We start from the raw sequence: 24,762 nt of genomic DNA on the forward strand, positions 1-24,762 counted from the left end.
TTTGTATGGGATAACGCTGTGAGCCAATCGTTCGACCCCAGCCAGGGGGGTGCTGACGAGCCCCGTCGAGCCCGCCGGCCCCGCGCTCTGACCGTCCTCGCGGCCCTCCTGGCAGCGGAGGCAGCCCTCCTGTGGGCGGCTGTGATCTGGCTCATTCTCGAGCTGCTCACCGACCGACCCACGTCTTTCGCCAGCGCGATCGCCATCCTCGTGCTCACCATCGTCGCCGCGCTCTGGGTCAGCACCATTGCGGTGGCGACCCTCCGCGCCCGCCCGTGGATCCGCGCCGCCGCGGTGACCTGGCAGCTCGTGCAGGTCTTCGTCGCGATCGGCTGCTTCCAGGGCCTCTACGCCCGGCCGGACCTCGGGTGGGCGCTGTTGGTGCCCTCGGCACTGGTGATCGTGCTGCTCTTCACCCGCAGCGTGCTCGAGGCCACCAGCACCCGCGAGCCTTAGTTAGAGGCCGAGCTTCTTGCGCAGGCTCGCCACGTGCCCGGTGGCCTTGACGTTGTAGAGGGCCAGCGTGACCACGCCGGCCTCGTCGAGCACGAAGGTGGAGCGCAGCACCCCGGTGACGACCTTGCCGTAGAGGTTCTTCTCGCCCCAAGCGCCGTAGGCGCGGTGCACGGTCAGGTCCTCATCGCTGAGCAGCGGGAAGGTGAGGTGGTCGTTCTCGGCGAATGTCGCCAGCTTGGCCTGGGTGTCCTTCGACACGCCCAGCACCCGGTAGCCGGCCTGCGCGAGAGAAGCGAGGTTGTCCCGGAAATCGCAGGCCTGCGTGGTGCAGCCCGGTGTCATCGCGGCCGGATAGAAATACACCACGACCTTCTGGCCCCGGTAATCGGCCAGAGAGACGCTCTGTCCGTTCTGGTCGGTCAGGGTGAACTCGGGGGCCGTGTCGCCGGCTGCAAGCCGTGTGGAATCCGTCATGACCCCACGTTATACGAGTCAGTTCTCGCCCTGGCGGTGTGACGGAGCGGCCGCGAACGTCTCCAGGAGACGCTGGAGGGAGTCCAGGCGGGCTTTGCCGGTGTCACCCAGGGTTCCGGCCGCGACGGCCTCGTTGATGGCGCAGTCGGGCGATGACGGCAGGTGGGTGCAGCCGCGCGGGCACTTCTCGGCGATGACGGCCAGGTCGGTGAAGGCGCGCAGGATGTTGTCGGTGTTGATGTGGCCCAGGCCGAAGGAGCGCACCCCGGGGTGTCGATGACCCAGCCGCGACCGGCATCCGTTTCGAGCCGCAGCGAGATCGTCGACGACGAGGTGTGCCGGCCCCGTCCGGTGACGGTGTTCACCACGCCGACGGCGCGGTGCGCGTCGGGCACGAGAGCGTTCACGAGCGTGGACTTGCCCACGCCCGAGTGGCCGACGAACACCGTGTCGTGGCCCACCAAGGCCGCCGAGATGGCGTCAAGCGGCATGGCGTCGTCGCGGCTCTGGAACACCGGCAGGTCGAGGCCGGCGAAGTTGTTGAGGAACTCGGCCGGGTCGGCGAGGTCGGTCTTGGTGATGCAGAGGATGGGGGAGACCCCGGCGTCGTACGCCGCGACCAGGTACCGGTCCACCAGGCGGATGCGCGGCTCCGGGTTCGCCGCGGCCACGACGATGAGCATCTGGTCGGCGTTGGCGACGATGACCCGCTCCACGGCATCCGTGTCGTCGGCACTGCGGCGCAACAGGGTCTCGCGCGGCACGATGCGCACGATGCGCGACAGGCTGCCCTCCGACCCGGTGGTGTCGCCGACGATGTCAACGCGGTCGCCGGTGACGACGGCGTGCTTGCGCAGCTCGCTGGCGCGCGCGGCCGTGACCCGGCGTTCGGTGGGTTCGTTCTCGTCGAGCATCACCGTGTACCGCCCGCGGTCGACCGAGAGGATGCGCCCGGTCAGGGCGTCGCCGTGCTCCGGACGGGTCTTGGTGCGCGGCTTGGTGCCCTTGCGGCCCGGCCGCACGCGAACACTGGACTCGTCGTACTCCGGTTCGTCATCGTCCGGCGTCGCCCACCACGTCACGCGGTGCCCGGTCCAGCGAGCAGTCCGTGCCAGAGATCGGCGAACTGGGGGAGGGTCTTGGCCGTGGTGCCGATGTCCTCGACCTCAACGCCGGCGACGGCGAGGCCGATCAGTGCGCCGGTGGTGGCCATCCGGTGGTCGTCGTAACTGTGCCAGGTGCCGCCGTGCAGCGGTCTGGGGTCGATGGCCAGCCCGTCGGGCAGCTCGGTGACGTGTCCGCCGAGGTTGTTGATCTCGGTGGCCAGCGCTGCGAGCCGGTCGGTCTCGTGGTGGCGGATGTGGCCGATGCCCGTGATGGTGCTGGGCGAGTCGGCGAGGGCCGCGAGGCCCACGAGGGTGGGCGCCAGTTCGCCCCCGGTGGAGAGGTCGAGGTCGACGCCCGTGATGCGGCCGGTGCCGGTCACGGTGAGCCGGTCGCCGTCTACCGACACGGTGGCGCCGAAGAGCGGCAGCAGCTCGGCCAGGTGCGCGCCGACCTGGGTGGTCGTCGTGGGCCAGCCCGTGATGGTGACGGAGCCGCCGGCGACGAGGGCCGCCGCGAGGAACGGGGCCGCGTTGGAGAGATCGGGTTCGATGTCGACCTCCGCGCCCTGGATCGGGCCGGGCTCGACCAGCCAGACGCCCTCGTCCGGGCTGGTGACCGTGACGCCGCGCTGGGCGAGGGTGTGGATGGTCATCTCGATGTGCGGCAGGCTTGGCAGCCGCTCACCCGCGTGACGCAGGCGAAGGCCGGTGCGGAACCGGGCCGCGGCGAGAAGCAGGCCGGAGACGAACTGGCTCGACGAGGAGGCGTCGATGGTGATCTCACCGCCCTCGAGGCCGCCGCTGCCGTGCACGGTGAAGGGCAGCGCACCCCGGCCGTCGTCGTTGATGTCGGCGCCCAGGTCGCGGAGCGAACTGATCGTCGTCGACATCGGGCGTCGCCGGGCGCCGGCGTCGCCGTCGAAGGTGGTGGGGCCCAGCGCCAGTGCGGCGACGGGAGGCAGGAAGCGCATCACGGTGCCGGCCAGGCCGCAGTCGACCGTGGTGGAGCCGAACAGCTCGCCGGGCGTGATGCGCAGGTCGGCGCCGTATTCGCCGGCGCCGTCGACGGCCTCGATGGTGGTGCCCAGCTGCCGCAGCGCGTCGACCATGAGGTCGCTGTCGCGGGAATGCAAGGGGGCCCGCAGCAGCGACGGCGAGTCGGCCAGTGCCGACAGGACGAGTTCCCGGTTGGTCAGCGACTTCGAGCCGGGCAGCGACAGCGTCGCGGCCAGCGGCACGGCGGCGACGGGCGCGGCCCAGAGCGCATCGATCTCCTCGGGTGAACTGTCTCCGTAGGGATCGAACTCCGGCTTGGAATATCTCGAGATCAACATCGGTTATCAGAATAGTCGGGATCATCCTGGCCGGGACCGCCTTGACAGGCAGGTTTCCGAACACGGCGGCCTATCCTGCGGCCGCACACCGGGAGGAAGCAGTGGCAGCAACTCTGCTCATGGAGCGCACGCCCGCGGCATCCGCGCCTATCGCTGGCCTAGAATTGCCCGTGATGACAACAGATACGACTGACATGCGGGACCTGTTCGAAGCACAGGCCATGCCGTTCATCGACCAGCTGTACGCAGCGGCGATGCGCATGACGCGGAACCCCTCTGACGCGCAGGACCTGGTGCAGGAGACCTTCGTCAAGGCGTTCGCATCGTTCAAGCAGTTCGAGCAGGGCACCAACCTCAAGGCCTGGCTGTACAGGATCCTCACGAACACCTTCATCAACACCTATCGCAAGAAGCAGCGCGAGCCCTACCAGGGCACCATCGACGACCTCGAGGATTGGCAGCTGGGCGGGGCGGAATCCACGACGGCGACGTCGAGCCGTTCCGCGGAGGCCGAGGCCATCGACCACCTCCCCGACAGTGCCGTCAAGGACGCTCTCCAGTCGATTCCCGAGGACTTCCGGCTGGCGGTGTACTTCGCCGACGTCGAGGGTTTCTCCTATCAGGAGATCGCCGAGATCATGAAGACGCCCATCGGAACGGTGATGAGCCGTCTGCACCGGGGGCGCCGGCTGCTGCGCGATCTGCTGTCCGGTTACGCCCTCGAGCGTGGCCTGGGTGGCAACCAGACAGGCACGAGCACGAAGAAGACATCCGGGAGCACAGGAAAATGACCGATTGCGGTTGCGAGAAGGCCAAGGCCGAACTCGAAGAGTATCTGCACAACGAACTCCGCAAGGAGGACGCCCTCGACATTCGTGAACACCTCGAGCACTGCCCCGACTGCCGGAGCGAGCACAACGTGGGCCGCACCCTCACCGAGGTCATGCAGCGTGCCTGCAAGGAGACCGCGCCTGAGGACCTGCGCGACCAGGTTCTGCTGCGGCTGCGCGCCATCCAGTCGGCACACTAGCGCCGTAACCCACCCGGTGCCGGCGGATCAGCCGATCCGCGCCACCGTCACTTCGATCGCCGTCACGGCAGAGTTGCCGGACTGGACGAAGTACTCCTCAATGGTGTCGTAGACCTTGCGGCACACCTCGGTGGCCGCTTGCGCGTCCGCCACCCCGATCGACACGGATGCCGTGACGCCGTCGTCGGTCTCCGTGAGAGCCACGAAATCCGGGTCCCTGGGCTTCTGCGTGAGCCCCCCGACCACGTGGTTCAGCACGGCCGTGAGTACCGGTGTGGCCGGATAGACCTCGTCGACGCCGGGGACCTGCTCGACGACGGCGGCCAGTTCGGCGGTGCGCTTCGTTGTGGTGCTCATGGCATCTCCAGTCTGACGGATCGGGTGGGCCAGATCAGTGTAGATCCCCGGACCCCGAAAAAACTTTCCGGCCAATTTCGTGACGAACCGACCGGTATGTGCGTCATAACCATGACGATGCCAATCCTGCCCCGATTCTGGGCTGAGAATCGGTCTTGAGAAATCGTCGACAACTTCCCCCACATTCGTCAGACTCCAGCCCCCAGTGCGGGCGTTGCGGACACCAGGACCGGCGCCAGGCGCCATCGCCGCCCCGAGTGCGGCGGGCCGATCGCCGGCATTGCCGGTGGCGCATCCGAACCAAGGAGAACCCCCAGATGAACAGCATCAGTTCCGACCAGCCGAGCTCGTCGACGACCCTGCCCGCCAGTGCCGGCGCTGTCTCCGACGCGTCCGCGGAGCGGGTCGCCGAAGGGGAGACGACGATCAAGGACGGCGTCATCGCCAAGGTCGCCAGCCTGGCAGTGCGCGAGGTCGACGGCGTCCACGCCCTGGGCAGCGTGCCCACCCGGGCGCTCGGCGCGATCCTCGATGCCGTGACGAGCACCGACGCCAACCCCGGTGTCTCGATCGAGCTCGATGACGACGGTGTCACCGTGCAGATTGTGCTGGTCGCCGGGTACCCGGTGTCCCTGACCACACTCGCCGACCAGGTGCGGTCATCCGTCACCCGGGCTATCGAGGGGTTGGTGGGCATGCCCGTCTCCGCCGTGAACGTGACCATCACAGACATTTACGTGGCCGAAGAGCAGGTCGACAATGGCGTCGACTGACTCTCCGGCCGCGTAATCAAGCCGGCTCCCCAGAGCCCGGTCGAACGAGCACAGCGCGTTCGAATGACCAGCAGTACCCACACCAACAGAAAAGAGACACTCCATGGGGTTCTTCGGATTTCTTCTTCTCGGCCTCCTCGCCGGTGCCATTGCCAAGCTCATCCTCCCGGGTAACCAGGGTGGCGGCTGGTTCATCACGCTTCTGCTCGGCGTCGTCGGCGCACTGCTCGGCGGGTTCCTCGGCAGCCTGCTCTTCAACGCACCGCTCGAGGACTTCTTCTCCATCCAGACCTGGCTCCTGGCCATTGGTGGATCCATCATCGTTCTCCTCATCTACGGCCTCCTCGTGGGCCGTCGCAAGGCGTAATTCCCTCCGGTTTTCTACCGGCATGACAGGCGGCACACCGAACCCACGGGTTCGGGTGCCGCCTGTCGGCGTTCCGGGCCCGGTCTTCCAACTTTCGGTCGATGCCCGGCTGGCGCACTCCGGTCTACTGTCGGGACTGTGATGAAGACAACTGCCTCCGAACCGCCCACGGATGCGGGCCGCCGGCCCCGGAAGACCAGCTCGTCCAGCAGGGTGCCGCTGTGGCTGCGCATCCTGATCCCCACCGCGCTGATCCTGATCTGGTTCGTGATGTTCGGCGCCGGCGGAGCCTCGTTCGGCCGGATCAGCGACGTCTCCACGAACGACCAGGTGCAGCAGCTGCCAGCCAGCGCCGACGCCACCCGGGTGCAGACGCTCCAGGCCGAGTTCCGCGGCGACGACGTGCTGCCCGGCGTGCTGGTCTACGAACGCGTCGGCGGACTCACCGAGGCCGACCGCACGGCCATCACCGCGCAGGTCGCCGATCTGGCCGAGCTGGACGGTGTCGTCACGGAGAGCGTGTCACCGGCCATCTTCTCCGAGGACGGTGAGGCGGCTGAGGCGATCCTCACCCTCGACACCCAGGTGAAACCGGCCGACACCGTGGAGTCCATCCGCGCCTACCTCGCCGACAACCCCATCGACGGGGTGGACACCTACGTGACGGGCCCGGCCGGCCTCATCGCCGACCTCACCGGCGCGTTCGCCGGCATCGACGGCATCCTGCTGCTCACCGCGCTCGCGGCGGTGCTGGTGATCCTCGTGATCGTCTACCGGTCGCCGCTGCTGCCGTTGATCGTGCTGTTCACCAGCCTGGCGGCGCTGTGCGCATCGGTACTCGTTGTGGTGGCACTGGCCAGCGCCGACGTGCTGATCCTGACGGGGCAGACCCAGGGCATCCTGTTCATCCTGGTGATCGGTGCGGCCACCGACTACTCGCTGCTCTACGTGGCCAGGTTCCGCGAGGCCCTGCGCGACAACGCCACGAAGTGGGACGCCACCCTGGTGGCTCTGCGCGGCTCGTTCGAGCCGATCCTGGCCGCCGGCGGCACCGTGATCGTGGGCCTGCTGTGCCTGCTCTTCAGCGACCTCAACTCGAACAAGGCGCTCGGCCCTGTGGCGGCCATCGGCATCGCCTTCGCACTGCTCAGCGCCCTGACCCTGCTGCCCGCGCTCATGCTCTGGGCCGGCCGCGCCGCCTTCTGGCCCGTGCGCCCGAAGCTCGGCTCCGCTCACCCCGGCCTCGACGGCGACAACGCCAAGGGCGTCTGGCCGTGGCTGGCCCGACTGATCAGCCGCCGCGCCCGGCTCATCTGGATCGCCTGCACCGTGCTCCTCGCGGTGGCGTCCATCGGGGCGTTCCAGTTCAAGGCGGACGGGGTGTCCCAGAGCGAGTTCGTGCTGGGTACCTCGGAGGCCAGGGACGGCCAGGCCGTGGTCGGGGCGCATTTCCCCGGCGGCTCAGGCACCCCGGCCGTCGTGGTCGGCCCGGAGTCCGAGCTGCAGGCGATGACGGATGTGCTGCTGGCCAACGACGGCGTCGATTCGGTGACCGTGTTGTCCGAGGACTCCGTCAGCGGGTCGCTGCCGGTCACCGCCGACGGGGTACAGGCGTTCGGCCCCCTGGCACCCCCGCCGGCGACCCCACGGTGATCGACGGCGACGTCATGCTGCAGGCGACCCTCACCGACGTGGGGGACTCGGCGGCGGCCGAGGAGACCGTGCGCGAGCTCCGAACGGAACTCGACAGCGTCGCGGGCACCGTGCTCGTGGGCGGGACCACGGCCATCGCCGTGGACACCACCGACACGGCGATCCACGACCGCAACCTCATCATCCCGATCATCCTCGGGGTCATCCTGGTGATCTTGATGCTCCTGCTGCGGTCGATCCTGGCCCCGGTGCTGCTCGTGGCGACCGTGGTGCTCTCCTTCGCGGCGGCCCTCGGCGTGTCCTCCTGGGTGTTCGACGGCGTGCTGGGCTTCCCGGGCGCCGACCCGGTGGTGCCGCTCTACGGGTTCGTGTTCCTCGTCGCTCTGGGCATCGACTACAACATCTTCCTGATGACCCGGGTGCGGGAGGAATCGATCCGGTTCGGCACCCGTCCGGGCATCCTGCGCGGCCTCGTGGCCACCGGCGGGGTGATCACCTCGGCCGGCCTGGTCCTCGCCGCCACGTTCGCCGCCCTCGGTGTGCTGCCGATCCTGTTCCTGGCGCAGCTGGCGTTCATCGTGGCGTTCGGGGTGCTGCTGGACACCTTCCTGGTGCGGTCCCTGCTCGTGCCGGCGCTCGCGCACGACATCGGCCCGAAGATCTGGTGGCCGAGCAAGCTCGCCACCGCCTCTCCGCGCGAAACGCTCTAGCCCCACCCCCGCGAACCGTGAGTTAAGCCCCCAAACGCGCGCGTTTCTGGGGCTTAACTCACAGTTCGCGGGACTGGAACGGGACTGGAAAAGGGCCGCACCCCCGAGGGGGTGCGGCCCTTTTCACGTGCGGATGCAGAGCGCCGGACGCCTAGGAGACTGCTGATTTATCGGGGCGTTTAAGGCGCGCCTTTGTTGGTTTCGGCGGAGGTGTTTAAGACTTGATTCATGCAGGGTCGTGATGATGGTCAGCGTCAGTTGTTGGATGTCGGTGTGTTCGCTGGGCACATGTTGCCGGCGGGGTCGGTGTTCGCTTTTCTCGCTGAGCACCGGCACGAGTTGTTCCCGGATGACGCGTTCGCGGACCTGTTTCCGTCGGGTCGTGGCCGGCCCTCGACGCCCGCGGACGTGATCGCATCGGTGATGGTGCTGCAGACCCTGCACTCGTTATCGGACCGGGAAACCGCGGAAGCCGTCACGTTTGATCTGCGGTGGAAAGCGGCCTGCGGGTTCGGGTTGACGGAAACATCGTTCCACCCGACGGTGTTGACGTATTGGCGACGCCGCCTCGCGGCAAGCACCCGCCCGCACCGAATTTTCGACGCCGTCGCCGAGGTTATTGCCGGTTCTGGGGCGTTGTCGGGTCGGAAGCGGCGGGCGTTGGACTCCACGATTTTGGATGACGCGGTCGCCCGCCAGGACACGGTGACGCAGTTGGTCGCGCAGATCCGCCGGGTCGGTCGGGAGATCCCCGGCGCCGACATGATCGTGGCCGGCCTGCCCGGCCATGACTACGAGAAGCCCGGCAAGCCCGACATCGCCTGGGACGACAAGGCGGCCAGGGACGAACTCGTTTCCCGCCTCGTGACCGACGCCCTGGCGTTGCTTGCGGCAATCGACACGACGTCATTGACCGACTCGCAGCAGGAGACGGTCGCGTTGCTCGCCCTCGTCGCGGGCCAGGACGTCGAGCCGGCTGAGGGGTCCGATGGCTCGGATGGGCGGTGGCGGATCGCGCGGAAGGTCGCGCCGGACCGGGTGATCTCGACCGTTGACCCGGACGCCCGCCACGCGCACAAGAGCCGGGAGAAGAAGCAAGACGGTTTCAAAGCCCACATCGCGATCGAGCCCGATACGGGTCTGGTGACCGCGGCCGTGTTGACGAAAGCGTCCGGGCCCAAGAACAGTGACGCGGCCCGCGGCGCGGCCCTGGTGGCCGCTGACACGAGCATCGGCTCGGACACGGTCGAGGTCCTCGGTGATTCTGCCTACGGCAGCGGGGACCTCCTCGCCGAGGTCACCGCGGCCGGGCATGTTCCGATCATCAAACCGATGCCGTTGAGTCGGGCGGTTCCGGGCGGATTCACAATCGATGACTTCAGCATCGACGAAGCTAAGCGCACGGTGACGTGTCCTGCGGGGAACACCCGACCGATCACCGTGAAACGTAATGTCACATTTGGCGCCGTTTGCGCGAGCTGCCCGCTCCGAGCCCAGTGCACGAGCGCCGTCGACGGTCGCAAAATGGTTTTGCATCCGCAGCAGCAGATCCAACGCGAGCACCGCGCACGCGCGCTGGACCCTGACTTTCAAGCCGTCTACCGGCAGCACCGGCCGATGGTTGAACGCTCGATCGCATGGATGACTCGCGGCGCGAGACGAGTCCCTTACCGCGGCGTCGTGAAGAACCACGCCTGGTGGAACAACCGCGCCGCCGCGATCAACCTGAAACGACTCCTGAGCCTTGGCCTCACCAGCCAGAACGGGGTTTGGGCACTTGGCTGAAGACCCCAGGCAGGGCAGACACCCCAGCCCTCACACCGACCCCGACGACCACCTTCTACTGGCCAGACTCGCGACACCGAATCGATCCCGCAAGCAGCCCAAACACGACCACACCCGACTCAAAAAACGGGCCCCCGACTCGCCGGGCCCACCGCAGCCATCTAAATCAGCAGTCTCCTAGAGGGTGAGGGCGTTCTTGATCAGCTCGGCCTGCTCGGCGGCGTGGCGTTTGGCGGACCCGGCCGCCGGCGACGCGGACGCTGCACGGGAGAACAGGCGCACCTGACGACCCAGCTTGTCCGTGCCCGAGCTGCTGGTCTGGAGGTAGAAGAACGGCCAGGCGCCCTGGTTCTCCGGCTCGTCCTGGACCCAGGCCAGTTCGGCGTTGGGGTACTCGTCGGCGACCTGCTTGAGCTCGGCGCCCGGCAGCGGGTAGAACTGCTCCATGCGCACGAGCGCGATCTCGGGGTTCGGGTTTTTCTCGAGGTCGGCCAACAGGTCGTAGTAGAGCTTGCCGGCCATGAACAGCACGCGCTTGACGGCGGATTTGTCCTGGATCCGGGCGTCGTCGATCACCGGTTCGAACTTGCCGCTGGTGAAGTCGGCGACGGGGCTGGTGGCCCCACGCAGACGGAGCATCGACTTCGGGGTGAAGACGATCAGCGGGCGGCGCGGCCGCATGTAGGCCTGACGGCGCAACAGGTGGAAGTACGACGCCGGCGTGGACGGACGGGCGACGGTCATGTTGTTCTCCGCGCACATCTGCAGGTACCGCTCGATGCGGGCCGAGGAGTGGTCCGGGCCCTGGCCCTCGTAGCCGTGCGGCAGCAGGAGCACGACGCTGGAGCGCTGGCCCCACTTCTGCTCGGCAGAGGAGATGAACTCGTCGATGATGGTCTGGGCGCCGTTGGCGAAGTCGCCGAACTGGGCCTCCCAGAGCACCAGGGCGTCGGCACGTTCCACCGAGTAGCCGTATTCGAAGCCCATGGCGGCGTATTCGCTGAGCAGCGAGTCGTAGATCCAGAACCGGGCCTGGTTCTCGCTCAGGTTCGCCAGCGGCAGCCATTCCTGGCCGTTGACCCGGTCGTGCAGCACGGCGTGCCGTTGCACGAAGGTGCCGCGGCGGGCGTCCTGGCCGGCGAAGCGCACCGGGGTGCCCTCCAGCAGTACCGAGCCGAGCGCCAGCAGTTCGCCGAAGCTCCAGTCGATGTTGCCGTTGCGGCTCATGTCCAGGCGCTTCTGCAGCAGTTGCTGCAGCTTGGAGTGCACAGTGAAGCCAGCGGGCTTGTTGTTGAAGGTGTCGCCGATCAGGTGCACGACGCTCTCCGACACCCCGGTGGTGAGGGGTTCGCCGACGGCGTCCTCCTGCGCAGCTGCGTTGGAGAGTTCCCGGTGCGCGGCGGCGGCGTCGCTCGTGATGATCGGGATCGACGCGGTCTGCGCCGCGTGGGTCTCCATGAAGGCTCGCTCGAGGCGGTCCTGGAAGTCGGCGTGGGCCGCTTCGAACTCCGCCTGGGTGATGTCACCACGGCCGACCAGCGCCTCGGTGTAGAGCTTCCGCACGCTGCGCTTGGCCTCGATGAGGTTGTACATCAGCGGCTGGGTCATCGACGGGTCGTCGCCCTCGTTGTGGCCGCGGCGGCGGTAGCAGACGAGGTCGATCACGACGTCGCGCTTGAATTCCTGCCGGTAGGCGAACGCCAGCTCGGCCACCCGCACGACGGCTTCGGGGTCGTCGCCGTTCACGTGGAAGATGGGCGCCTGGATGGTCTTGGCCACGTCGGTGGAGTACACCGAGGTGCGGCCCTCGCCGGGAGGCGTCGTGAAACCGACCTGGTTGTTGACCACCACGTGGATGGTGCCGCCGGTGCGGTAGCCGCGCAGCTGGGACATCTGCAGGGTCTCCAGCACGACGCCCTGGCCGGCCATGGCGGCGTCACCGTGCACGAGCACCGGGAGGGTGGAGAACGTGCCGATGGGCTTGCGGTCCTGCTTGGCGCGCACGATGCCCTCGAGGACACCGTCGACGGCCTCGAGGTGCGACGGGTTGGCGGCCAGGTACACGGCCACCTCCTCGCCGTTGCCGCCGGTGAAGGTGCCCTCGGTTCCGAGGTGGTACTTCACGTCGCCGGAGCCCTGCACGCTGCGGGGGTCCTGGGTGCCCTCGAACTCGCGGAAGATCTGTCCGTAGGTCTTGCCGGCGATGTTGGTGAGCACGTTCAGGCGGCCACGGTGGGCCATGCCGATGCAGACCTCGTCGAGGCCGGCATCCGCCGAACCCTGCAGGATCTGGTCGAGCAGGGCGATGGTGGACTCGCCGCCCTCGAGGCTGAAGCGCTTCTGGCCGACGTACTTGGTCTGCAGGAAGGTCTCGAACGCCTCGGCTTCGTTGAGCTTGCCGAGGATGCGCATCTGCTCGTCGTGCGTGGGCTTGACGTACGTCTTCTCCATCTTCTCCTGCACCCACTTGCGCTGGGCCGGATCCTGGATGTGCATGTACTCGATGCCCGTGGTGCGGCAGTAGGAGTCGCGGAGGACGCCGAGGATGTCGCGCAGCAGCATGGTGCGCTTGGTGCCGAAGCCGCCCGTGATGAACTCGCGGTCCAGGTCCCAGAAGGTCAGGCCGTGGCTGGCGATGTCCAGGTCGGGGTGGGTGCGCTGCTTGTACTCGAGCGGGTCGATGTCGGCCATCAGGTGGCCGCGTACGCGGTAGGCGTTGATCAGTTCCTGCACCCGGGCGGTCTTGTCGACGGCACTGGCCAGGTCGACGCTGATGTCAGGCGCCCAGTGGATCGGGTCGTACGGGATGCGGATGGCCGCGAAGATGTCCTCGTAGAAGTTGTGCGCTCCGATGAGCAGCTCGTGCACGATCTTGAGGAACTCGCCGGAGCCGGCGCCCTGGATGACCCGGTGGTCGTAGGTGCTGGTGAGCGTGATGGTCTTGGAGATGGCCAGGCTGGTGAGCGTCTTGACGCTCGCGCCCATGAACTCGGCCGGGTAGTCGAGGGCGCCGGCGCCGATGATGCAGCCCTGACCCTTCATCAGCCGGGGCACCGAGTGCACGGTGCCGATGCCGCCCGGGTTGGTCAGCGAGACCGTGGCGCCGGAGAAGTCGTCGGCGGTGAGCTTGCCCTTGCGGGCGCGGCCGACGAGGTCCTCGTAGGAGGTGAGGTACTCACCGAAGGTCATGGTGTCGGCGCGTTTGATGGCCGGAACCATGAGCGAGCGGGTGCCGTCGGGCTTGGGCAGGTCGATCGCGATGCCCAGGCCCACGTGTGCCGGTGCGATGACGGAAGGCTTGCCGTCCAGTTCGTCGTAGTAGACGTTCTGACTCGGGAACATCTTGAGCGCCCGGATGAGCGCCCAGCCGATCAGGTGGGTGAACGACACCTTGCCGCCGCGGGCCCGCTTCATGTGGTTGTTGATCACGATGCGGTTGTCGATCAGCAGCTTCGCCGGGATGGTGCGCACGCTCGTGGCGGTGGGCACGGTGAGGCTGGTGGCCATGTTGGCCGCGAGGCTCTTGGCCATGCCGCGCAACGGCGTGACGACATCCTGCGGGGGAGTGGGTGCCGCGGCGGAGACCACGGGCTGCGTGCTGGTGATCGGGGCGTCGGCGGGAACCGGCTCCGGCTTGGGCGCGATCGAGGTGGTGCGCGCCGTGAGCGGGCCGCCGACCACGGGGATGGGTGCCGTCACCGGGTGCGCCTGGGCGGTGGGTGTGGCCGGTTCTTCGGCCAGCGGCGGCATCTCGGCCGCGGCGGGAGCGGCGGAAGAGGCCGCTCCGTCAGACGCCGGCGGGGCGTCGGCGCTTGCCTGCCCCGTGGCCGTCTGGTGATAACTGTCCAGGATCGGCCACCAGGACCGATCCACCGAGTTCTTGTCGATGAGGTATCGTTCGTAAAATTCGTCTACGAGCCATTCGTTGGCTCCGAATTCAGCAGAGGCCGTTTCTTCGGACCCACCGCCGGTCAACTGGTTCGACACAGCTGATCGCCCACTCTCTTCGTTGATTCTGATTCTCCATGGCGATCACAACCGCCGGGTCAGTGTGTTGATATCAAGACTAATCCCATCGAGGAGCTGCACCGGCACGGCCGCGGGGGACTAGCGTTAAAAACATGCAGTTCTATGGAGCGGTTCCCCGCCACGACTTGACCTATTCGGACGTCTTCCTGGTGCCCAGCCAGTCGGCCATCAACAGCCGCCTCGACGTGTCGCTCGCCCCCGGGGACGGCACCGCTGCGACGATTCCCATCGTCTCGGCCAACATGAACTCGGTCACCGGCCCCCGCCTCGCCGCGGCATTGGCCCGGCGCGGCGGCCTCGGCGTGTTGCCGCAAGACATGCACCTGCAGGACCTGGATGCGGCCATCCGCTGGGTGAAGTCGCAGCCTGTGCAGTTCGACACCCCGTTCGTCTTCGCGCCCGACGCCACCGTGGCCGACGCGTTGCGCCAGGTTCCACCCGTCGAGGGCCAGGGTTTGGTCATCCACGACGCGCAGGAGAACTACCTGGGTTGCATCGACGCGTCCCGGCTTGCGACGGCGCTGCCGGATGCTCGCCTGGGCGACCTGCTGCACGGCCGGCTGGCCTCCCTGGACGCCGAGGACATCGACACCGCCCGCAGCGCCTTCGACGTGATGACCGCCGCGGACCTCGACTTCGCCCCGGTGCTCCGGCGCGGCAAGCTGATCGGCACGCTCAGCCGCAAGAGCGCCCTGCGCTCCACGCTGTACCAGCCCGCGGTGGACGCCTCGGGCCGGCTGCTCGTGGCCGCCGCCGTGGGCATCAACGGCGACGTCGCCGCCAAGGCGCGGGCCCTGGCCGCCGCCGGGGTGGATGTTCTGGTGCTGGACACCGCGCACGGCCACCAGGACGGCATGATCCGCGCGCTGAAGACCGTCTCGGCGCTCAAGCTGGGCATCCCCATCGTGGCAGGCAACGTGGTCACCGCCGACGCCGTCGAGCACCTCGTGGGCGCCGGCGCGAACATCATCAAGGTGGGCGTGGGGCCGGGCGCCATGTGCACCACCCGCATGATGACGGCCGTCGGTCGCCCGCAGTTCTCCGCCGTGATCGAGACGGCCGAGGCCGCCGCCGGTCTCGGCGCGCACGTCTGGGCGGATGGCGGGGTGCGCTACCCGCGCGACGTCGCGCTGGCCCTGGCTGCCGGCGCCGCCTCCGTGATGATCGGTTCCTGGTTCGCCGGCACCATCGAGGCGCCGGGCACTCTGGACACCGACGCCTCCGGCGCCCTGTACAAGGAGAGCTGGGGAATGGCGTCGACGAAGGCGGTGCGGGAACGTTTCGACCGGCTCGACGCGTACGACCTGGCCCGCAAGACCCTCTTCGCCGAGGGCATCTCGTCGTCGAAGATCTACCTCGACCCGCTGCGCCCCTCGCTCGAAGACCTGCTCGACATGATCACCTCCGGGGTGCGCAGTTCGTTCACCTACGCGGGGGCGGCCAGCGTGGCCGAATTCCACGACCGGGCCCGGGTCGGCATCCAGTCCGCAGCCGGCTACGAAGAGGGCAAGGCACTCGTGGTCTCCTGGTAGCACCCAGTGCCGATGGGCAGGTGTGAACGGTATAGTTGACCCTCTAATGGACGACCCTCCCTCTGCGCATTCGCCCGAACATAAACCCTCGCTCGTGACTCGCGATGGAGCCGCCCGTGTATGAGTGGATCATGCTCGGGATCGGCCTGATCCTGACCCTCGGCACGGGCTTGTTCGTGGCCAGCGAATTCGCGCTGGTCAACCTCGAGCGGTCTGACCTCGAGGCTCGGCAGGGCCGCGGGGAGACCCGTCTGGCGATGACCATCGCCGCACTCAAGATCACCTCGACGCACCTCTCCAGCGCCCAGCTCGGCATCACCCTGACCACCCTGCTCACCGGCTACGCGCTCGAGCCGGCGATCAGCAGCCTCCTGGCCGGTCCGCTGGGCGCGGTCGGGATCCCCGCGGCCGTGATCCCCGTGGTGGGATCGACCGTCGCAATCGTGCTGGCCACCCTGATCTCGATGATCATCGGCGAACTCGTACCGAAGAACTTCGCCCTGGCGCTGCCGATCCAGACCGCCAAGTTCGTGATCCCGTTCCAGACTGTGTTCACCACGGTCTTCCGGCCCGCCGTGACCGTGCTCAACGGCAGCGCCAACGGGCTACTCCGGGCCGTGGGCATCGAACCCAAGGAGGAGATCTCCGGCGCCCGCACCGCCGAGGAACTCTCGTCGCTCGTGCGCCGTTCCGCCAGCGCGGGCCTGCTCGAGGAGGACACCGCGACGCTGCTGCACCGCACCCTGCTGTTCTCCGGTCACACCGCCTCCGACGTCATGACGCCGCGCCCGCGGCTGGCCAGCATCCCCCGCACCGCCAGCGCCCAGGCCGTCATCGATCTCACCCGGCAGACCGGCTACTCCAGGTTCCCCGTGATCGACGAGGGCGTCGACGATGTGGTGGGCCTCGTGCACGTCAAGCAGGCCGTGGCCGTTCCCCGGTTCCGCCGGGCGGATGTGCCGGTGTCGGCCCTGCAGTCCGAGGCCCTCCGGGTGCCGGAGACGATGAAACTCGACGGGCTGCTCGCCGAGCTCCGCGGCCGCGGCTTCCAGATGGCCGTCGTGGTCGACGAGTACGGCGGAACCGCCGGGGTCGTCACCCTCGAGGACCTGGTCGAGGAACTCGTCGGCGAGGTCGCCGACGAGCACGACCGCACCCGGGCCGGCATCGTGCGCTCGCCAGGCTCGCTCACCTTTCCCGGCATGCTGCGGCCTGACGAGCTCGCCGAGCGCGCCGGCCTCGCGGTACCGGATGACGGCCCCTACGAGACCGTCGCCGGTTTCGTGATGAGCGAACTCGGCCGGCTGCCCGTGGTGGGCGACATCGTGCGCATCCCCACCGGCGAACTGCGCGTGGAGCGGCTCGACGGGCGCCGCATCGACCGGCTGCGGTACACACCGGACCCCGTCGAACCCCCGACCGGAACGACCGGCTCGATCCGTATCATCCAGAAAGACGACGTGACCACTCACTCTGAGCGCAATGGGGTGAGCGGCCGATGAGCGACTGGGCCGGACTCGGCTGGCTGGTCGTGCTCCTGATCGGCAACGCCTTCTTCGTCGCCGCGGAGTTCGCCGTGATTTCGGCGCGCCGCTCGCAGATCGAACCTCTCGCGGAGGCCGGCAAGCGCAGCGCCAAGACCGCGTTGTGGGCCATGGAACACGCCACCCTCATGTTGGCGACCTCGCAGCTGGGCATCACGGTGTGTTCGCTGCTGATCCTGAACGTGTCGGAACCGGCCATCCACCACCTGCTCGAGATCCCGCTGAACCTCACCGGCCTGCCCGAAGAGGCCATCGGCACCATCGCGTTCGTCATCGCGCTGTTCATCGTGTCGTACCTGCACGTGGTGTTCGGCGAGATGGTCCCCAAGAACCTGTCCTTCTCGATCCCCGACCAGGCCGTGCTGATCCTGGCCCCGCCTCTGGTCTTCTTCGGTCGTCTGGTCAAGCCCGTCATCGTGGCGTTGAACTCCACCGCCAACGGGGTGCTGCGGCTGTTCGGGGTGGCGCCCAAGCACGAGGCCACGAGTACCTACACGCTCGATGAGGTCGCCACGATCGTCACGCAGTCCACCCGCGAGGGCGTGCTCACCGACGACTCCGGCGCGTTGAGTGCGGCGTTCGAGTTCACCACCCGCAAGGCCAGGGACATCGCGGTGCCGCTGGACCAGCTGGTCAGCCTGCCGGAGGCCGCGACGCCAGCCGACGTGGAGAAAGCCGTCACCCGGCACGGCTTCTCCCGGTACGTGCTCGACGGTGCGAACGGGGAGCCATCCGGCTACATCCACCTCAAGGACGTGCTGGGGCTGAACGTCGACCCCGTCGAGAGCGGGCGAAACGGGTACACCGACCCGATCCCGGCCAAGCTCATCCGTCAGTTGGTGTCGATCTTCGAAGACACCGACCTCGAGGACGCCCTCGCGACCATGCGCCGCTCCGGCGCCCACCTGGCCCGCACGTTCACCGCCACGGGCGACGCCACCGGGGTCCTGTTCCTCGAGGACATCATCGAGGAACTGGTCGGCGAAGTCCAGGACGCAACCAGGCGGCTTTAGGCCAGGGCCGGTGCCGGCTCAGGCAGCTCCGGCAGGGCGTCGACGATGCTCGTGATGACGCCCTCATCGACGTTCGACGGGGCCTGGTACTTGGCCAGGGCCCGGATGCTGGGGTGCGCGTTTGCGACGGCGTAGGACGCTCCGGCGGCTTCGAGCATCTCGGCGTCATTGAGGAAGTCCCCGAACGCCATGGTCTGCTCCCGGTTGATGCCGAGACTCTGCTGCAGCCGGGTGAGCGCCGTGCCCTTGTTGACGCCAGGACGCATGATGTCCACCCAGTTGTCGCCGGAGATGACCACGTCCGCTCTCAGGCCGAGCGCCCGGACGGCGGGGGCGATCCGGGTCTCCGCCTGGCCGAGCCCGAAGACGGCGAGCTTGAGCACGTCGTCATCCGCCGCGGCCGCCCGCACATCGTCGACGACCTCGAGGGCGGCGTAGTACGGGCGCACGTGCCGGAGGAAGTCCTCGTCGGCGCGCTCGACATAGGCCGATCTGGCGCCGCACAGCACAATACCCACATCGGCACCGTCTGCGGCGGCGCGGCGCACCCAGTCCACCACGGGCGCGATGATCGACCCGATGACCGGTTCCCGGGCGATGGAGACGCCGTCCTGCACGATGTTCGTGCCGTTCTCCGCGATGTAGACGAGCCCGGCCCGGCTGCCGAACACGGCGTGCAGGGTCTGGTACTGCCGTCCGCTGGCCGGGACGAAGACGATGCCGGCCGCCTGCAGGCGATCGAGCAGCGGCCAGAACCGGTCGGGCACGCGCCCGTCGGCATCGAGCAGGGTGCCGTCCATGTCCGAGGCGATCAAACGGATGTCGGCCGGCAGGGGAGAGGTCATTTGGCCGAGTTTACCGCCGCGCCGGTCCCGGCGGGCGGGCGGGAGCCGTCAGGCGGGCCAGGCCGCCCGCAGGTACTGACCGGGCCAGTAGTCCAACTGCACGCCGAGCTCATGCGCGGCGCGCAGGGCGAAGTGGGGGTCCCGCAGGAATTCGCGGCCGAGCATCACGGCGTCGGCGGCACCGGAGGCCACGATCTCGTCGGCCTGTCTGGCCGTTGTGATCAGGCCGACGGCGTTGACCGGCACCTCGGCGGTGTCCTTGACGAACTGCGCCAGCGGCACCTGGTAGCCCGGTGCGAGCGGGATCTGCACCCCGGTGACGTTGCCGCCGGAGGAGATGTCGAAGAAGTCGGCGCCCGCCTCGGCCGCCCATCCGGACACGATCGCGGTCTCCTCGACCGTCCAGCCGTCGGCGGCGTAGTCGGTGGCGGAGAACCGCACGAGCAGGGGAACGCTCTCGCCGACCTCCGCGCGCACCGCGACAATCACCCGCAGCAGCAGGCGGGCCCGGTTCTCCAGGGAGCCGCCGAACTCGTCGGTGCGCTCGTTGCTGAGCGGAGAGAGGAACTGGTGCAGCAGGTAGCCGTGCGCCGCGTGCAGTTCGAGCACGTCGAAGCCCGCGGTCAACGCCCGGCGGGCAGCCGCAGCGAAGTCGGCGACGACGGCCGCGATGCCGGCGGCGTCGAGCGCCGTCGGCGTGGCGTAGCCGCCGAATGCGATGTCGGACGGGGCCACGGCCGCCCAGCCGCCCTGCTCGGCGGGCACGCTGCCGTGTTCGGCGGTGCCCCAGGCCGGGAAGGTGGAGGCCTTGCGGCCGGCGTGGGCGAGCTGGATGCCCGCCGTGGCGCCCTGCTCGTGCAGATAGGCGACGATCCGGGTCCAGGCGGTGGTCTGGGCCTCGTTCCAGATGCCGGTGTCCCGGTCGGTGATGCGGCCCTCTGGGCTGACCGCGGTCGCCTCGGTCACGATCAGGCCGGCGCCGCCTGCCGCGAGGGACCCGAGGTGCACGAGGTGCCAGTCGGTGGGGATGCCGTCCAGGCGGTCCACGGAGTACTGGCACATCGGAGCCACCCAGAGCCGGTTGCGGATCTCGACACCGCGCAGGGTGATCGGGTCGAAGAGCGAGAGGGCGGGAGCTGTGGAGGTATCGGACACCGAAACAACCTATCGTGAGTGCATGGCGAAACCGCGACGATGGCTGGAATGGGAGGCCGCCCAGGCCCGCGACTGGATCGCGGTTCCGCAGGCGACCGATGACAAGTACAGCCGGGGTGTGCTGGGCGTGCGCACCGGCTCCACCGCATACCCGGGGGCCGCGGTGCTCGGAGTCGAGGCCGCGAGCCGCACCGGCGTGGGCATGGTGCGCTACCTCGGCCCGAAGCGGGTGTCGAGCCTGGTGCTGCAGCGCCGCCCCGAAGTCGTCACGGCCGACGGCCGGGTGCAGGCCTGGCTGCTCGGCTCTGGCATGGACGCCGCCGCCCGCAGCGACGAGCAGACGGCGCGGCTGCGGAAGGCCCTCAAGCAGGGCCTGCCGACGGTCGTGGACGCCGGGGCCCTCGACCTGGTGGGCAGCACCGCCGGGCCCACCGTGATCACCCCGCACTTCCGTGAGCTGGCCGGGCTGCTCGGCCGCTCGGGCCAGACCGTCACGGCGGACCAGATCGCCGGCGACCCCGGTGAGTGGGCCGTGCGGGCCTCCAGCACCCTCGGCTGCACCGTGCTGCTCAAGGGCAGCGTCACCCACATCGCGTCACCGTCCGGCATCCGCCTGACGGTGTCCGGCGCTCCGGCCTGGCTGGCCACGGCCGGCTCCGGCGACGTGCTCGCCGGCATCCTCGGCGCGCTCCTGGCCACCCACTCCGCACGCATCGAGGCAGATGCCGACGCGCTGGCGGCCCTCACCGCCACGGCCGCGTTCGTGCACGCGGCTGCGGCGCACCTGGCCAGCGCCGGGGGACCGCTCGTGGCGTTGGACGTGGCCGAAGCCGTTCCGGCGGCCCTCTCCGCCCTGCTCGCCTGACCGGGGGCCAGCCAGGCCCAGGCGCCGACGTGAATGTGCAACAGTGGAGCGTGCCCGAAACCCCGATCCCTGCCGCAGCCTCGGTCGCGCCACTGACCGGCCGCCTCTGGTTCCTGCGCCGGCCGCTCGTGCTCTGGGCCGGGTTTGTGCTCGTGCACGCCGTGCTCATCGGCCTCAACCTCAGCGGCATCGGCTGGCCGCTCGGCGATGTCGAACGGGTCTACCTGGGTTGGGCGGAGGGCACCGTCTCCGGCGCCGTGCGGCTGGGCATCGACACCGACTTCGTCTACCCGATCCTGGCCCTTGCCCCGATCCTCGCGTCGTTGGCCTTCGGGGCGCCGGTGTACGCGCTCACCTGGCTCGGCCTGGTGACGCTGCTCAACGGCGTCGCGTTCGGTGTCCTCACCGGCCGCCGGCCCGGCCGGGCCGCCGCCGGGGCCGCCTGGTGGTGGCTGGGCTTCCTGCTCCTGCTCGGCCCGGTCGGGCTCGCCCGGATCGACTCTGTGACGGTTCCGCTGGTGATCATGGGCCTGATGTGGCTGCGCACCCGGCCGTTCTGGGGCGCTGTGCTGCTCAGCGTGGCCACCTGGGTCAAGGTCTGGCCGGTCGCCGCGATCATCGCCCTGGTCGTGGCGTCGAAACGCCGCTGGCAGGTCCTCGCCGCTTTCGCCGGCACCTCCGCGCTGATCATCGTGGTGGCCTTGGCCCAGGGCAGCGGGCTCACCATCCTCAGCTTCGTCACGGAGCAGACCGACCGCGGCATCCAGATCGAGGCCCCGGTGGCCGGCTGGTGGCTGTGGCAGTCGGCGCTGGGCGTACCGGGCACCCTGGTGTACTACGACCAGCAGATCCTCACCTACCAGGTGATCGGCACCGGCACCGAGCTGGCCATCGCGGTGATGACCCCGCTGCTCGTGCTCTGCGTGGCCGCGGTGCTCGCGCTCGGCTGGCGGGCCCAACGCCGGGGCGCCTGCGTCGACAGGCTCTTCCCGCCGCTCGTGCTGGCCCTGGTGCTCACGCTGATCGTGCTCAACAAAGTCGGTTCGCCCCAGTTCATGACCTGGCTGGCGGCCCCGCTGATCCTCGGGCTGGTGAGCTCGCCGCGGTCGTGGGGGCGGCCGGCCCTGGTCGCCCTCGTGATGGCGGCGCTCACCCAGGTGGTCTATCCGTACTTCTACGACGGCCTGCTCGCCACCACCCCGGCCATGGTGCTGATCCTCACGGCGCGCAACCTGCTCGAGGTGGTGCTGCTGGTCTGGATGGCGGTGCGGCTCTGGCGGCTGGGCAGCCCGGGCGCCGGCCCCGGCGTCCTCACGCAGGCCGTGCCGGCCGCCGGCCTGCACCGTTCGATCCTGAAGGAGTAATCATGCTTGTCGCATTCTCACTGGCCCCCTCCGGAGCCCCCACCGACTCGGTACACGACGCCGTCGCCGCGGCCGTGCGCGTGGTGCGCGAATCGGGCCTGCCCCACCACACCGACTCCATGTTCACCACCATCGAGGGCGACTGGGACGAGGTGTTCGCGGTCGTCAAGGCGGCGGCGGATGCCGTGGGCGCGTTCGGCACCCGGGTGTCGCTGGTGCTCAAGGCCGATATCCGCCCCGGCTATTCGGGCGAACTGACCGCCAAACTGGACCGCCTCGAGGCGGCCATGGAGCAGACGGACGATCCCGCGTAACACCGTCGACACGACGGGTGCGTATCCTGAGTCGATGCCCTCACTCACCGACGGGACGGCGACACTGACGCCGGCCCGGGTCCGCCTCGCGCTGCTCGCTCTTGCCCTGGGCGGTTTCGCCATCGGCGCCACCGAATTCGTGGCCATGGGCCTGCTGCCCAACCTCGCCGCGGATCTGCTGCCCGGTCTCTACGCCGATTCCCCGGACGTCGCCAACGCGCAGGTCGGTTGGATCATCTCCGCCTACGCGCTCGGCGTGGTCGTCGGGGCGCCCACCATCGCGGCGGCGGCGGCACGCTGGCCGCGCAAGCAACTACTCCTGGTGCTGCTGGCCTGCTTCACCCTCGCCACCATCGCGTCGGCGCTGCTGCCGACGTTCGGCCTTGTGCTCGTGGCGCGTTTTGTCGCCGCGCTGCCGCACGGGGCCTACTTCGGTATCGCCTCGCTCGTTGCGGCGGAGCTGATGGGGCCGGGCAAACGGGCCCGCGGTGTGGCGATCGTGCTCTCCGGGCTCACCATCGCCAACGTCATCGGGGTGCCGTCGATCACCTGGCTCGGCCAGCTGGCCGGCTGGCGGGTGGCCTACATCGCGGTGGCCGCGCTGTTCGCCGTGACCTTCGTCGCCGTGATCGTGGCCGTGCCCTTCCAGGCCGGAGACGCCGGCGCCACCATGCGCAACGAGTTACGGGCCTTCGGCCGCCTGCAGGTGTGGTTCGCCCTGATGATCGGTGCCGTGGGCTTCGGCGGTCTGTTCGCCGTGTACACCTATGTGGCGCCGTTGGTGATCGAGATCACCGCTCTGCCGGCCTTCGCCGTGCCGCTCGTGCTCATCGTGGTCGGGCTCGGCATGACCGTGGGCAACTTCGCCGGCGGGGTCTTCGCCGACCGCAGCGTGCGGCGCAGCATGTACGCCTTTTTCGCCGTGATGCTCGCGGCACTGCTGCTGTTGGCCTGCTCCGCCCAGCACCTTGCGGGACTGCTGGTCGGGGTGTTCCTGGTCGGTGCGTCGGCGGCGGCACTGTCGCCGACCATCCAGACCCGATTGATGGATGTGGCACACGACAGCCAGTCGATCGCGGCGGCCCTGAACCACTCGGCTCTCAACCTCGGCAACAGCTTGGGCGCGTTCCTGGGCGGGGTCGTCATCGCGGGCGGCCTGGGCTATCTCGCCCCGATCTGGGTCGGCTTCGGACTCAGCGTGGTGGGTCTGGGGCTCGCGGTGATCACCTTCGCGATCGACAGGTCCCGCCGCCGGAGAGGCCGGCCCGTTCCGTACGGCACGGCCCTGATCGCGGTGGTCGACGCGAACTGAGCCGCGCGCCGACCGTCCCCGTGTGATGCTTAGTCGGACTGCAGCAGGATGCCGTCGTGGATGGCGCGCTTGCGCAGCGCGACCTTGGTTCCCACGTCGAAACCGGCCAGGCGGTACTTCTCGCGGATCCGCTTGAGGTACGACTTCGCGGTTTCCTCGGAGATGCCGAGCTGGTGTGCCACGGCTTTGACCGGTTCGCCGGCGCCGTAGAGCGCCATGACCCGGCGTTCCTGGGCGCTCAGGCGCGGCGAGGATCCGGCCGTTCCGCTGTGCAGGGCCAGGTCGAGCTCGGCTGAGATGTAGGAGTCGCCGTCGTTGGCGGCGTGGATGGCTTCGACGATGGTGCTGGCTTCCTCGGTCTTCACGAGGTAGCCGAGCGCTCCGGCGGCCAGGGCCTCGCGCACCAACGCGGGCTCGGAGTAGGTGCTCATGAGCACCGTCTTCACCCCGGCGGTCTTGAGCGTGGAGATCTTGAGCGAGACCGGGATGTTGTCCTTGAGGTCCAGGTCGAGCAGAACCACATCCACCGGGAATTCCGGATGGGTCAGGAGCTCTGGCCACGTGGTCACGGCGGCCACCATGTTGATGTCGTCAGCGGCCCCCCTGATCCACTCGGTCAACGCCCCCAAGAGCATCCGGTGGTCGTCGACCAGGGCCAACCGGATGGGATTGTCGATGAGCGTCACTGCTGTGTTCGTCACTGCTGCCTCCTGTTGCATGTTCCCCCGTCAGACGCACTCGTGC

The 24,762-nt window shown here is 68.8% G+C and carries 20 protein-coding genes and 2 pseudogenes; 14 read left to right on the plus strand and 8 right to left on the minus strand.

Translation table 11 applies throughout. The annotated features are described in order from the left end of the window. Nucleotides 1-18 precede the first annotated feature (18 nt). The gene (locus KY500_RS01065) at nt 19-456 is read left to right on the plus strand and encodes a hypothetical protein (RefSeq protein ID WP_219901988.1); all 438 of its coding nucleotides are present in this window, start codon (nt 19-21) and stop codon (nt 454-456) included. On the opposite strand, the gene bcp is transcribed toward KY500_RS01065, so the two are convergent. The 3 genes and pseudogenes from bcp to aroA form a co-directional block, all read right to left on the minus strand. Then, nucleotides 457-930 (minus strand): thioredoxin-dependent thiol peroxidase, encoded by a 474-nt coding sequence (gene bcp / locus KY500_RS01070; protein ID WP_219901989.1) that lies wholly within the window; start codon nt 928-930, stop codon nt 457-459. 18 nt (nt 931-948) lie between these two features. Further along, nucleotides 949-2,012, minus strand: a pseudogene (gene rsgA, locus KY500_RS01075) (ribosome small subunit-dependent GTPase A). After that, on the minus strand, nt 2,009-3,370 hold the full coding sequence (aroA, locus tag KY500_RS01080) for a 3-phosphoshikimate 1-carboxyvinyltransferase (protein WP_219901990.1): 1,362 nt from the start codon (nt 3,368-3,370) through the stop codon (nt 2,009-2,011). The pseudogene rsgA and the gene aroA overlap by 4 nt, the downstream one beginning before the upstream one ends. Nucleotides 3,371-3,543: 173 nt before the next feature. Between aroA and KY500_RS01085 the strand changes: the two genes are divergently transcribed. Continuing rightward, the gene (locus KY500_RS01085; protein ID WP_066593248.1) at nt 3,544-4,161 is read left to right on the plus strand and encodes a sigma-70 family RNA polymerase sigma factor; all 618 of its coding nucleotides are present in this window, start codon (nt 3,544-3,546) and stop codon (nt 4,159-4,161) included. Next, on the plus strand, nt 4,158-4,400 hold the full coding sequence (locus KY500_RS01090; RefSeq protein ID WP_120337933.1) for a zf-HC2 domain-containing protein: 243 nt from the start codon (nt 4,158-4,160) through the stop codon (nt 4,398-4,400). The genes KY500_RS01085 and KY500_RS01090 overlap by 4 nt, the downstream gene beginning before the upstream one ends. A gap of 27 nt (nt 4,401-4,427) precedes the next feature. Here the strand turns inward: KY500_RS01090 and KY500_RS01095 are convergent, their stop codons facing one another. Further along, the gene (locus KY500_RS01095) at nt 4,428-4,757 is read right to left on the minus strand and encodes a hypothetical protein (protein WP_219901991.1); all 330 of its coding nucleotides are present in this window, start codon (nt 4,755-4,757) and stop codon (nt 4,428-4,430) included. Nucleotides 4,758-5,074: 317 nt separating this feature from the next. On the opposite strand from KY500_RS01095, the gene KY500_RS01100 reads away from it, so the two are divergent. The 4 genes and pseudogenes from KY500_RS01100 to KY500_RS01115 all read left to right on the plus strand — a co-directional run bounded on the left by KY500_RS01100 (nt 5,075) and on the right by KY500_RS01115 (nt 10,045). After that, nucleotides 5,075-5,530 carry an Asp23/Gls24 family envelope stress response protein gene (locus KY500_RS01100; RefSeq protein ID WP_219901992.1) on the plus strand — a complete coding sequence of 152 codons (456 nt, stop codon included), beginning with the start codon at nt 5,075-5,077 and terminating at the stop codon, nt 5,528-5,530. Between the two features lie 103 nt (nt 5,531-5,633). After that, a complete protein-coding gene (locus KY500_RS01105) occupies nt 5,634-5,897 on the plus strand; it encodes a GlsB/YeaQ/YmgE family stress response membrane protein (protein WP_219901993.1) in 264 nt (87 codons plus the stop codon). 141 nt (nt 5,898-6,038) lie between these two features. Continuing rightward, nucleotides 6,039-8,260 (plus strand): annotated as a pseudogene (locus tag KY500_RS01110) (MMPL family transporter). A 228-nt stretch (nt 8,261-8,488) separates the two neighbouring features. Further along, on the plus strand, nt 8,489-10,045 hold the full coding sequence (locus KY500_RS01115; protein ID WP_219900421.1) for an IS1182 family transposase: 1,557 nt from the start codon (nt 8,489-8,491) through the stop codon (nt 10,043-10,045). A 177-nt stretch (nt 10,046-10,222) separates the two neighbouring features. Here KY500_RS01115 and KY500_RS01120 read toward each other — a convergent pair whose 3' ends face one another. Next, the gene (locus tag KY500_RS01120) at nt 10,223-14,032 is read right to left on the minus strand and encodes a multifunctional oxoglutarate decarboxylase/oxoglutarate dehydrogenase thiamine pyrophosphate-binding subunit/dihydrolipoyllysine-residue succinyltransferase subunit (RefSeq protein ID WP_219901994.1); all 3,810 of its coding nucleotides are present in this window, start codon (nt 14,030-14,032) and stop codon (nt 10,223-10,225) included. Nucleotides 14,033-14,166: 134 nt separating this feature from the next. Here KY500_RS01120 and KY500_RS01125 point away from each other — a divergent pair, with 134 nt between their 5' ends. The 3 genes from KY500_RS01125 to KY500_RS01135 all read left to right on the plus strand — a co-directional run bounded on the left by KY500_RS01125 (nt 14,167) and on the right by KY500_RS01135 (nt 18,163). Continuing rightward, entirely contained in the window at nt 14,167-15,606 is a 1,440-nt protein-coding gene (locus KY500_RS01125) for a GuaB1 family IMP dehydrogenase-related protein (RefSeq protein WP_219901995.1), read from the plus strand. Nucleotides 15,607-15,710: 104 nt separating this feature from the next. After that, on the plus strand, nt 15,711-17,108 hold the full coding sequence (locus KY500_RS01130; protein ID WP_219901996.1) for a hemolysin family protein: 1,398 nt from the start codon (nt 15,711-15,713) through the stop codon (nt 17,106-17,108). Next, nucleotides 17,105-18,163 (plus strand): hemolysin family protein, encoded by a 1,059-nt coding sequence (locus KY500_RS01135; protein ID WP_219901997.1) that lies wholly within the window; start codon nt 17,105-17,107, stop codon nt 18,161-18,163. The genes KY500_RS01130 and KY500_RS01135 overlap by 4 nt, the downstream gene beginning before the upstream one ends. Here the strand turns inward: KY500_RS01135 and KY500_RS01140 are convergent. Together KY500_RS01140 and KY500_RS01145 are read right to left on the minus strand one after the other, a co-directional pair. Next, nucleotides 18,160-19,008 carry a Cof-type HAD-IIB family hydrolase gene (locus tag KY500_RS01140; RefSeq protein ID WP_219901998.1) on the minus strand — a complete coding sequence of 283 codons (849 nt, stop codon included), beginning with the start codon at nt 19,006-19,008 and terminating at the stop codon, nt 18,160-18,162. The genes KY500_RS01135 and KY500_RS01140 overlap by 4 nt on opposite strands. Before the next feature lie 48 nt (nt 19,009-19,056). Next, nucleotides 19,057-20,163 carry an NADH:flavin oxidoreductase/NADH oxidase gene (locus tag KY500_RS01145; RefSeq protein ID WP_219901999.1) on the minus strand — a complete coding sequence of 369 codons (1,107 nt, stop codon included), beginning with the start codon at nt 20,161-20,163 and terminating at the stop codon, nt 19,057-19,059. A gap of 22 nt (nt 20,164-20,185) precedes the next feature. Between KY500_RS01145 and KY500_RS01150 the strand changes: the two genes are divergently transcribed. The 4 genes from KY500_RS01150 to KY500_RS01165 are packed head-to-tail and all read left to right on the plus strand — an operon-like array spanning nt 20,186 to nt 24,018. Next, nucleotides 20,186-21,028, plus strand: coding sequence for an ADP/ATP-dependent (S)-NAD(P)H-hydrate dehydratase (locus tag KY500_RS01150; RefSeq protein ID WP_219902000.1), 843 nt, complete (start codon nt 20,186-20,188; stop codon nt 21,026-21,028). Nucleotides 21,029-21,057: 29 nt separating this feature from the next. Then, complete coding sequence (locus KY500_RS01155; protein WP_219902001.1) at nt 21,058-22,392, plus strand: glycosyltransferase 87 family protein; 1,335 nt, start codon at nt 21,058-21,060, stop codon at nt 22,390-22,392. Nucleotides 22,393-22,394: 2 nt separating this feature from the next. Next, the gene (locus tag KY500_RS01160) at nt 22,395-22,706 is read left to right on the plus strand and encodes a YkoF family thiamine/hydroxymethylpyrimidine-binding protein (RefSeq protein ID WP_219902002.1); all 312 of its coding nucleotides are present in this window, start codon (nt 22,395-22,397) and stop codon (nt 22,704-22,706) included. Nucleotides 22,707-22,740: 34 nt separating this feature from the next. Next, nucleotides 22,741-24,018 carry an MFS transporter gene (locus KY500_RS01165; RefSeq protein ID WP_219902003.1) on the plus strand — a complete coding sequence of 426 codons (1,278 nt, stop codon included), beginning with the start codon at nt 22,741-22,743 and terminating at the stop codon, nt 24,016-24,018. Nucleotides 24,019-24,047: 29 nt separating this feature from the next. On the opposite strand, the gene KY500_RS01170 is transcribed toward KY500_RS01165, so the two are convergent. Continuing rightward, complete coding sequence (locus KY500_RS01170) at nt 24,048-24,719, minus strand: response regulator (protein WP_370626857.1); 672 nt, start codon at nt 24,717-24,719, stop codon at nt 24,048-24,050. Nucleotides 24,720-24,762: the final 43 nt, after the last annotated feature.

The organism is Cryobacterium sp. PAMC25264, from assembly GCF_019443325.1.
In the GTDB taxonomy this organism is placed as follows: Bacteria; Actinomycetota; Actinomycetes; order Actinomycetales; family Microbacteriaceae; genus Cryobacterium.

What these genes read in the sequence shown, in the direction of transcription:
- KY500_RS01115 (WP_219900421.1), top strand. Translation starts at nt 8,489, where the DNA reads ATGCAGGGTCGTGATGATGGTCAGCGTCAGTTGTTGGATGTCGGTGTG.
- KY500_RS01095 (WP_219901991.1), bottom strand. Translation starts at nt 4,757, where the DNA reads ATGAGCACCACAACGAAGCGCACCGCCGAACTGGCCGCCGTCGTCGAG.
- KY500_RS01140 (WP_219901998.1), bottom strand. Translation starts at nt 19,008, where the DNA reads ATGACCTCTCCCCTGCCGGCCGACATCCGTTTGATCGCCTCGGACATG.
- aroA (WP_219901990.1), bottom strand. Translation starts at nt 3,370, where the DNA reads ATGTTGATCTCGAGATATTCCAAGCCGGAGTTCGATCCCTACGGAGAC.
- KY500_RS01085 (WP_066593248.1), top strand. Translation starts at nt 3,544, where the DNA reads ATGACAACAGATACGACTGACATGCGGGACCTGTTCGAAGCACAGGCC.
- KY500_RS01165 (WP_219902003.1), top strand. Translation starts at nt 22,741, where the DNA reads ATGCCCTCACTCACCGACGGGACGGCGACACTGACGCCGGCCCGGGTC.
- KY500_RS01135 (WP_219901997.1), top strand. Translation starts at nt 17,105, where the DNA reads ATGAGCGACTGGGCCGGACTCGGCTGGCTGGTCGTGCTCCTGATCGGC.
- KY500_RS01090 (WP_120337933.1), top strand. Translation starts at nt 4,158, where the DNA reads ATGACCGATTGCGGTTGCGAGAAGGCCAAGGCCGAACTCGAAGAGTAT.
- KY500_RS01100 (WP_219901992.1), top strand. Translation starts at nt 5,075, where the DNA reads ATGAACAGCATCAGTTCCGACCAGCCGAGCTCGTCGACGACCCTGCCC.
- KY500_RS01105 (WP_219901993.1), top strand. Translation starts at nt 5,634, where the DNA reads ATGGGGTTCTTCGGATTTCTTCTTCTCGGCCTCCTCGCCGGTGCCATT.
- KY500_RS01130 (WP_219901996.1), top strand. Translation starts at nt 15,711, where the DNA reads ATGGAGCCGCCCGTGTATGAGTGGATCATGCTCGGGATCGGCCTGATC.
- KY500_RS01150 (WP_219902000.1), top strand. Translation starts at nt 20,186, where the DNA reads ATGGCGAAACCGCGACGATGGCTGGAATGGGAGGCCGCCCAGGCCCGC.
- bcp (WP_219901989.1), bottom strand. Translation starts at nt 930, where the DNA reads ATGACGGATTCCACACGGCTTGCAGCCGGCGACACGGCCCCCGAGTTC.
- KY500_RS01125 (WP_219901995.1), top strand. Translation starts at nt 14,167, where the DNA reads ATGCAGTTCTATGGAGCGGTTCCCCGCCACGACTTGACCTATTCGGAC.
- KY500_RS01160 (WP_219902002.1), top strand. Translation starts at nt 22,395, where the DNA reads ATGCTTGTCGCATTCTCACTGGCCCCCTCCGGAGCCCCCACCGACTCG.